This is a genomic window from Micromonospora inaquosa (assembly GCF_003857055.1).
In the GTDB taxonomy this organism is placed as follows: Bacteria; Actinomycetota; Actinomycetes; order Mycobacteriales; family Micromonosporaceae; genus Micromonospora; species Micromonospora inaquosa.
Window position 1 is genome coordinate 1 of sequence record NZ_QGSZ01000084.1, and the last position, 8,064, is coordinate 8,064.

Below are 8,064 nucleotides of genomic sequence, written 5' to 3' on the forward strand. Positions count from 1 at the left end.
CGGAGGCGGGGGCGCTTCACCGTTTCCGGAATCCGGATCGCCGACGTTCGCAGCGGGCGGGAAGTCGAGCTTGGGCTTGCCCTTCAGCGCCTCGTTCATGAACCGCTCCCAGATGTCGCCCGGGAGGTTTCCACCACTGACCTTGCGGCCGTCCTTGAGGATGAGTGGCTTCCGGTCCCGCACGTTGCCCACCCACACCGCGGTGGCCAACTGCGGCGTGTAACCGATCATCCAGGCGTCGCCGTTGTCCAGGCTGTCGTCCTTGAGTTCCCAGGTGCCGGTCTTGGAGGCCGCCTTGCGACCGTCATCGAGGCGGTGGTTGACAGCGGCCGGGTAGTCCTTCAGCACGGACGTCACGTCGTCCACGACGCTCTTGTCGATCCTGCGCTTCGAGTCGAGCTTCTCGCTGTAGACCTTGTCCCACTTACCGGTGTTCGGGTTCTGCTTCTCCACCGAGTAGAGGAAGTGCGCCTTGTTGTAGACGCCCCCGTTGGCGAAGGTGGCAACGCCGTTGGCGTGGTCCAGCACCGTGATCGGGTACTGGCCGTAGCCGACCACGTTGAAGAACGGCTCCGGCGTGATGTCCTTCGGGTCGGTCTTGGTCAGGTCGTAGGCCTTCGCCGGGTTGGTGTCGGTGCGCCACATGGTGGTGACGCCGGCCTGCTTGGCCATGTCGACGACCTTGTCCGCGCCGATCTCCTCGGTGACGTAGTAGAACGGCACGTTCAGGGACTTGAGCGTGGACACCCTGAGGGTGCAGGAGTTGCCACAGGTGGGGGTGTCGTCGCCGGCGTTGCTGACCTTGAAGGTGCCTTCCGGCTTGAAGGCCTTGCCCTTCCACCGAGACTCGAGCGCCTTCTTCTCCTTGAGCGCCGCCGCCAGGGTGTAGATCTTGAAGCTTGAACCGGGCGAGTGACCGCCGCTGATCGCCCCGGTGGAGTCGGTGTTCTTGCCGGCATAGTCCGTGCCGGTGCCGTTGTCCCCGCCGTAGTAGGCGACGACCCGACCGTTGGTGGGGTCGATCGCCACCACCGCGGCCATGATGTTGCTTCGCTGGCCGGCCACCTCGGAGCCCTTGGACTTGCGCTGGGCCGTCGCGACCGCCGCCGCCTGCATCCTGGTGTCCACCGTGGTGCGGATCCGGTAACCGCCGGCCATCAGCGCCTGGGAGCACAGCGGCTTGGTGCCCGTCACCTCGGTGTCCTTCTCGACGCAGATGCCCCTGTCCCGCATCTCTTGCCGGACGTAGTTGATGACGTTGCCGTACGGGGTGTCGACGCCGAAGTCGACGCCGATGCCGCCCTTCTTCGGGGCCTTGAGGGTCTTCGTCGGGTACTCGGCAGGCCGCGGCTCCTTGCCGGGAACGCCGAGCCAGCCCTCCTTGACCATGCCGTCGATCACGTAGTTCCAGCGATCCTGCGCCGCGGTCGGGTTGATCGCCGGGTCGTACCCCTGGTGGGTGGAGCTGGGTTCCGGCTGCTTGATCAGGGCCGCGAGCACGGCACCCTCGGCCGGGTTGAGCTTGCTCACCGACTTGCCGAAGTACGTCTGTGCCGCGGCCTCGATGCCGTAGGCACCTCGGCCGAAGTAGATCACGTTGAGGTAGTGCTGCATGATCTCTGGCTTCGTGTACTCGTCGTTGAGCTTGGAGGCGAGGATCGCCTCCTTCACCTTCCGGGCGTACGTGTCGTCCTTCAGGTTGTCGTAGGCGTTGCGCGCGTACTGCTGGGTGATGGTGGAGGCACCCTGCTTGTCGCCGCCGGAGAGGTTGTTCCAGCCCGCGCGGGCAATGCCCTTGTAGTCCACACCGGAGTGCCGGTAGAAGTTCCGGTCCTCGGCCGCGGCCACCGCGTTCTGCACGTACTCCGGAATCTGGTCGATGGTGACCAGGGTTCGGTTCTGGTCGCCCACCTTGGCGATGATCGTCTTGTTGTCGAAGGCGTACAGGGTGGTCGCCTGCGGCGGAGTGATCTCGTCCGGAAGAACCACGTTGGTCGAGTAGTAGGTGAAGCCGACCACGCCGATGCCGGCGAGCATGATGAATACGGCGAACCCGGCGATCAGCAGGTTCATCCGCTTGCGCTTCTTCGCCCGCACCGCAGCGCCCGAGTCACCCGGACCACGACCGCCACGACCGGGACCGCCCGGCCCGCCCGGACCTCCAGGGCCGCCCGGCCCGCCGGCGACCGGCGAGACGCTCGCCCGGGCGACCGCCGCACGACCACCGACCGACGCGGAACCGACGCTGGCCCGGCCCGCGGATGCGGTGCCGACCGAGGCGGCGCCGACGGCCGCGGCTCCGACAGCGGCCCGACCTGCCGGTGCGCCCGGTGCCGGGGAGACGGGCACCGAGGCCCGGCCGGCGCCAGCGCGTCCAGCGGCCACACCCGGCGCCGGCGACACCGGCACCGAGGCCCGGCCGGACCGACCGGCCGCTGCCGAACCCACCGAAGCGGAGCCGGCCGCCGCACCGCCAGGCGGCGGCACGGAGGCCGAACCACCGACGGTGGCCCGGCCACCGGCGGCCCGCGGCGTCACCGAGGCCCGACCCGGGGTTGCCGCCCCGCCGCCTGAGGCTGACCAGCCGTTCCCTCCGGAGTCACCGCTGGGGCGGCGGTACGCGTCGTCCGCGCCCGGTCCGGGGTCACCGTCTGGACCCGAATGCTGGGTCCGTCCGCGCGCAGAACTGGGATCGCCGTACGAGTTCATTCCTCACACCCTGCCGGTCGCGGTGGGGCGCAGCTGCGCCGCCACCGGGTTGCCGTGAGTTGCTTCACCCTGGATGCCGGCACGGGGGTGCCTGCCAACCGGGCTCATTGTCGTATCAATCGGGCCAATCGGACCTACAAGTGGTCGACCGCTCCGGGTTCCGTCTGCGGCCCCGGGGCCGGTACAACCAGCTGAGATCACCGTTGCGCCTCTCGCCTCCGCCGACCGGCGCCTTCGGCGCCCGCCGCGTCCTGCTCGCTGGTGCCGTCACTGTCGCTGGACAGACCGTCCCGGCCGAGCAGGTACTGCTCGACGAGATGGTTCCAGTCACAGCCGAGGCACACCTCCACCACGAAGACCTGGAACTCACGCAGCGTCATCGCCAGCACGGGCAACTCGGTCAGTGTCCGCGCCTGCCCGGCGGACTGCTTGAGTTCGTCACCGTAAATGTAGTGGACGAGCGTCAGGTTTTCGCTGCGGCAGATCGGGCAGCGCCGGTCGGTCGGCTCGCCGTGGAACCGAGCGGCATTCTTCAGGTACGGCGACGCGTCGCAGACGTCGTACGTGCCCACTCGGCCGGCCAGGAGCTCACGCAGCACCGCTCGCTTCTGAAGCGAGTAGTCGACGACCTGGCGCTGCGTACGCATGCGGAGAAGGGTACGCGGTCCGGCCCGAGCAGGCGACCACGCTCACAATCCGTGACGACGACATCTCGGAACGGGGGTTTGCCCCGGCCCTGCCAAACCGCTAACGTGCGATGTATCGGTCCGATACATCGCGGCGGTTATCACTCCACGCCGGAGGGTAAAGAGAGGGTGGCCCGTGCTTGAGTTCGCCATCCTCGGCCTCCTGCAGGAGTCTCCGATGCACGGCTATGAGCTGCGCAAGGAGCTGACCGCCAAACTCGGCGCGATCCGGGCGGCGATCAGCTACGGCTCGCTCTATCCCACGCTACGCAGGCTGCAGGCGGCGGGATGGATCACCGAAGCTGCTGAGACGCCCGCCACTGCCGAGGAGGTTCCCGCGCTGACCAGCCGACGAGGTCGGGTGGTCTACAAAATCACCGCGGAAGGCAAAGAACGCTTCGCCCAGCTGATCGCACAGGCCGGGCCCGAGACATACGACGACACGGGCTTCGGAGTGCACTTCGCGTTCTTCGCCCGGACCGACCAGGCGACCCGACTGCGCATTCTGGAGGGTCGCCGCCGCAAGATCGAGGAGCGTCGCGAAGGGCTTCGCGACGTGCTGGGCCGGGCGGCCGAGCGCCTCGACGCTTACACGTTGGAACTGCAGCGCCACGGCCTTGATGCCTGTGAGCGCGAGGTCCGCTGGCTGGAGGAGCTCATCGCCAACGAGCGCTCCGGCCGAGCCCCGACGGTCCCGAACATCGGGACAGCCGGCGGCCGACGAGAAGACAACAGCCCGCCTCCGCCTGGAGAGACCAGGAATGAGCGGCCGTGACAGAAAAGAAGGAGGCAGACGCTATGGGCTCCGTCCGCGTCGCCATCGTCGGTGTGGGTAACTGCGCCTCGTCCCTGGTTCAGGGCGTCGAGTACTACCGGAACGCCAACCCGAACGACCGCGTCCCGGGTCTCATGCACGTCGCCTTCGGCGACTACCACGTCAACGCCGTGGAGTTCGTCGCGGCATTCGACGTGGACGCCAAGAAGGTGGGCATGGACCTCGCGGAGGCGATCGTTGCCAGCGAGAACAACACCATCAAGCTCTGCGACGTGCCGCCGACCGGCGTCACCGTGCAGCGCGGTCCGACCTTCGACGGTCTGGGCCAGTACTACCGCGAGATCGTCGAGGAGTCGGACGCCACCCCGGTCGACGTGGCGCAGGCGCTGCGCGACGCGCAGGTCGACGTCGTCGTCTGCTACCTGCCGGTCGGCTCCGAGCAGGCCGCCAAGTACTACGCCCAGGCCGCGATCGACGCCGGCTGCGCGTTCGTCAACGCCCTGCCGGTCTTCATCGCCTCCGACCCGGAGTGGGCCCAGAAGTTCACCGACGCTGGCCTGCCGATCGTCGGTGACGACATCAAGAGCCAGGTCGGCGCCACCATCGTGCACCGTGCCCTCGCGAAGCTCTTCGAGGACCGCGGCGTCGAGCTGCTGCGCACGTACCAGCTCAACTTCGGCGGCAACATGGACTTCATGAACATGCTGGAGCGCAAGCGGCTGGTCTCGAAGAAGATCTCGAAGACCCAGTCGGTCACCTCGCAGATCCCGCACGAGATGAGCAAGAGCGACGTGCACATCGGCCCGTCGGACCACGTGCCGTGGCTGGACGACCGCAAGTGGGCGTACATCCGCCTGGAGGGCCGTTCGTTCGGTGACACCCCCCTGAACGCCGAGCTCAAGCTCGAGGTGTGGGATTCTCCGAACTCGGCCGGCGTCATCATCGACGCGGTCCGGGCCGCGAAGATCGCCCTGGACCGGAAGATCGGCGGCCCGATCCTGTCGGCCTCGTCGTACTTCATGAAGTCCCCGCCGGTGCAGTACGCCGACCACGACGCCCACCAGGCCGTCGAGGAGTTCATCGCCGGTGAGGTCGCGCGCTGACGCGCTGAGTCACCAAACACGTCGAGGGGCCGGGTCCGTGCGGACCCGGCCCCTCGACGTGGGTCCGTTCCCATCCCGGGTACGAGAGTTGCTCCGTGATCCCCGCCACCATTACCGGGACCACGCGTGGCAGGGAGGGTCAGGACCAGGCGTGTCGCAGCGCGACCCCGGCCTCCAACTCCAACAGCTTGACCTTGCGGGGCAGACCCCCACCGAAACCGACAAGCTTTCCGCCCGCGCCGACGATCCGGTGACACGGCACGATCACCGGGATCGGATTGCGGTTGCAGGCCACTCCCACCGCCCGGGCCGCCCCGGCATCGCCGACCAGGGCCGCCACCTCGCCGTACGTCAGCGTCTCCCCGTACGGAATCCGCGTCATCTCCCGCCACACGGCGCGCTCGAAGTCGGAGCCGCGCGGCACCGACACCGGAACGGTGAACCCGGTCAGCTCACCGGCGAAGTACGCCCGCAGTTCGTCGACGGCCTGCCGGGTCAGCGCGTGGTCGGGCTCCTCGGTGGCCGCCTCGACCCGCCCGAAATGCGCGCCACAGACGCTGGTGCCGTCGGTGGCGACGGAGAACTCACCGATCGGTGAGTCGAGCACAGTCCAGCGCATCCCCTCATTCTCCCTGTTGCGGAGTTCCTCGCCGACCCCGCATCGGTAGATCATCTTTTACCTCTCACCGGGCCGTTCGTCGTTGCGCGACGTCGATACCGTCGGGGTCGTGGCAACGGGGACGCTCATTTTTCTGATCATCGGCGGGGCGGGCATCGGTGTGCTCGCGCTCGCCCTGCTCGGCACCGAGATGCTCCAGTTCGGGCACGGCCAGGTGGACGGGCCGATCTCGGTCGAGACGGTCGCCGGCTTCGCCGGGGCGTTCGGGTTCGGCGGGGCCATCGTCAACGAACTGCTCGGTGCGCGTACCCCCGGCATGGTCGTCGGGGCGGTGGCCGGCGGCGTGCTCGCGGCCGTGCCCACCGGCTGGTTGGCGTCCCGGCTGAGCCGGGCGGCGCGGAACATGCGCACCGACCCCACCCCCACCCGGAACGACCTGGTCGGCGCGCTCGGCCTGGTCGTCACCCCGGTGCCAGCCGACGGGTACGGCGAGGTCCGCATTCGCCTCGCCGGCCAACCGGTCAAGCTCAGCGCCCGCGCGGACCAACCGATCCCGATCGGCGCCCAGGTCTTCGTCGTGCAGGCGCTCAGCGAGACCAGCGTGCACGTAGAGACCTACTGACCTTCCCCCTCATAGACGGGACTCCTTATGGCACTACTCATCGCCATCGGCGGCGCGGTCCTCCTCGCGCTCATCCTGGTGTTCTTCGTGCTCTCCCGGATCAAGGTCGCCGGCCCGAACGAGGCGTTCATCGTCACCGGTCGCAAGGGCCGCACCACGCAGACCGCCGACGGTGGGCGGTCCACCGACAACTCCGGGCAGAAGGTCGTGCTGGGCGCCTCGGTCTTCGTCCTGCCGGTGGTGCAGAAGCTCCAGTCGCTCGACCTGTCCAGCCGGCGGATCGACGTCGGCATCCGGGGCGCTGTGAGCAAGCAGGGCATCCGCGCCGACCTGCACGGTGTGGCGATCGTCAAGGTCGGCGGCACCGAGGACGCGATCCGGGCCGCCGCCCAACGGTTCCTGCACCAGCAGGACGAGATCGACAACTTCACCCGGGAGGTGCTGGCCGGCGCGCTGCGCTCGATCGTCGGCCGACTCACCGTCGAGGAGGTCATCCGGGACCGGGCGGCGTTCGCCAGCGCGGTCGCCGAGGAGGCCGAGCACTCGATGACCAACCAGGGACTGGTGCTGGACACCTTCCAGCTCCAGGACATTCTCGCCGAGGGTTCGTACCTCCAGGACCTGGGCCGGCCCGAGGCCGCCCGGGTGCTCAAGGACGCGGCGATCGCCGAGGCGCGCGCCCGGCAGCAGGCCGAACAGGAGCGGCTGCTCGCCGAGGAGGCCATTGCCGAGGCGAACCGCAACCTGGCCCTCAAGCAGGCCGGCATCCAGGCCGAGATCGACGCGGCGAAGGCGAAGTCCGCGGCGGCCGGACCGCTCGCCCAGGCCGAGCGGGACCAGGCGATCCTCTCCGAGCAGCAGAAGGTGGCCGAGCGCAACGCAGAACTCAAGCAGCGCCAACTCGACACCGAGGTTCGCAAGCCGGCCGACGCCGCCCGATACAAGGTGGAGCAGGAGGCCGAGGCGTCCCGCAACGCGGCGGTGCTGCACGCCGACGCGCAGCGCCAGTCCGTCATCGCCGCCGCGCAGGCCTCCGCCGAGCAGGCCCGCCTCACCGGTGAGGGTGAGCGGGCCCGACGGGCCGCACTCGCCGAGGCGAACGCCATCGAGGGCGCCAAGGAAGGTGAGGCCGAGCAGCGGCGGCGCTCCGCCATCGCCGAGGCGGTGGAGCGGGAAGGGCAGGCCGAGGCCGCGGCCATCCTGGCGAAGGGTGAGGCCGAGGCGGACGCGATGGCCCGCAAGGCCGAGGCGTTCGCCGCGTACGGGGAGGCGGCCGTGCTGGACCTGCTGGTCAAGGTGCTCCCGCAGGTCGTCGAGGCGGCCAGTGCGCCGATCGGCGCGATCGACAAGATGACCGTGATCTCCACCGACGGCGCGTCGTCGCTCACCAAGTCGGTGGCCGGCAACGTGGCTCAAGGGCTGCAGCTCGGCAGCGACCTCACCGGGATCGACCTGCCCGGCCTGCTGGCGCGGCTCGGCGCGGCGTCCACCCCTGCCGGCAACGGCACACCAGCCGTAGAAACCCGCTAATCCACCACCCACCCCACCCC

Annotated in this window: 7 protein-coding genes; 4 read left to right on the top strand and 3 right to left on the bottom strand. The window is 69.1% G+C overall.

All coding sequences use genetic code 11. From position 1 onward, the window contains the following. Positions 1–2,709, bottom strand: a 2,709-nt coding sequence (locus DLJ59_RS01485) for a transglycosylase domain-containing protein (RefSeq protein WP_124770727.1), incomplete at its 3' end; no start/stop codon positions are given. Positions 2,710–2,906: 197 nt separating this feature from the next. Beyond that, positions 2,907–3,356: a DUF5318 domain-containing protein gene (locus DLJ59_RS01490; RefSeq protein ID WP_124770728.1), complete on the bottom strand. Its 450-nt coding sequence runs from the start codon at positions 3,354–3,356 to the stop codon at positions 2,907–2,909. 175 nt (positions 3,357–3,531) lie between these two features. Here DLJ59_RS01490 and DLJ59_RS01495 point away from each other — a divergent pair, with 175 nt between their 5' ends. Both DLJ59_RS01495 and DLJ59_RS01500 read left to right on the top strand, forming a co-directional pair. After that, positions 3,532–4,170 carry a PadR family transcriptional regulator gene (locus tag DLJ59_RS01495; RefSeq protein WP_030331823.1) on the top strand — a complete coding sequence of 213 codons (639 nt, stop codon included), beginning with the start codon at positions 3,532–3,534 and terminating at the stop codon, positions 4,168–4,170. A 23-nt stretch (positions 4,171–4,193) separates the two neighbouring features. Further along, positions 4,194–5,273 (top strand): inositol-3-phosphate synthase, encoded by a 1,080-nt coding sequence (locus tag DLJ59_RS01500; RefSeq protein ID WP_124770729.1) that lies wholly within the window; start codon positions 4,194–4,196, stop codon positions 5,271–5,273. 139 nt (positions 5,274–5,412) lie between these two features. On the opposite strand, the gene DLJ59_RS01505 is transcribed toward DLJ59_RS01500, so the two are convergent. Next, positions 5,413–5,892 (bottom strand): methylated-DNA--[protein]-cysteine S-methyltransferase, encoded by a 480-nt coding sequence (locus DLJ59_RS01505; protein ID WP_124770732.1) that lies wholly within the window; start codon positions 5,890–5,892, stop codon positions 5,413–5,415. A 109-nt stretch (positions 5,893–6,001) separates the two neighbouring features. Here DLJ59_RS01505 and DLJ59_RS01510 point away from each other — a divergent pair, with 109 nt between their 5' ends. Both DLJ59_RS01510 and DLJ59_RS01515 read left to right on the top strand, forming a co-directional pair. Further along, complete coding sequence (locus DLJ59_RS01510; RefSeq protein ID WP_244235781.1) at positions 6,002–6,514, top strand: hypothetical protein; 513 nt, start codon at positions 6,002–6,004, stop codon at positions 6,512–6,514. A 27-nt stretch (positions 6,515–6,541) separates the two neighbouring features. Beyond that, positions 6,542–8,044, top strand: a complete 1,503-nt coding sequence (locus tag DLJ59_RS01515; protein WP_124770731.1) for a flotillin family protein — start codon at positions 6,542–6,544, stop codon at positions 8,042–8,044. Positions 8,045–8,064 lie beyond the last annotated feature (20 nt).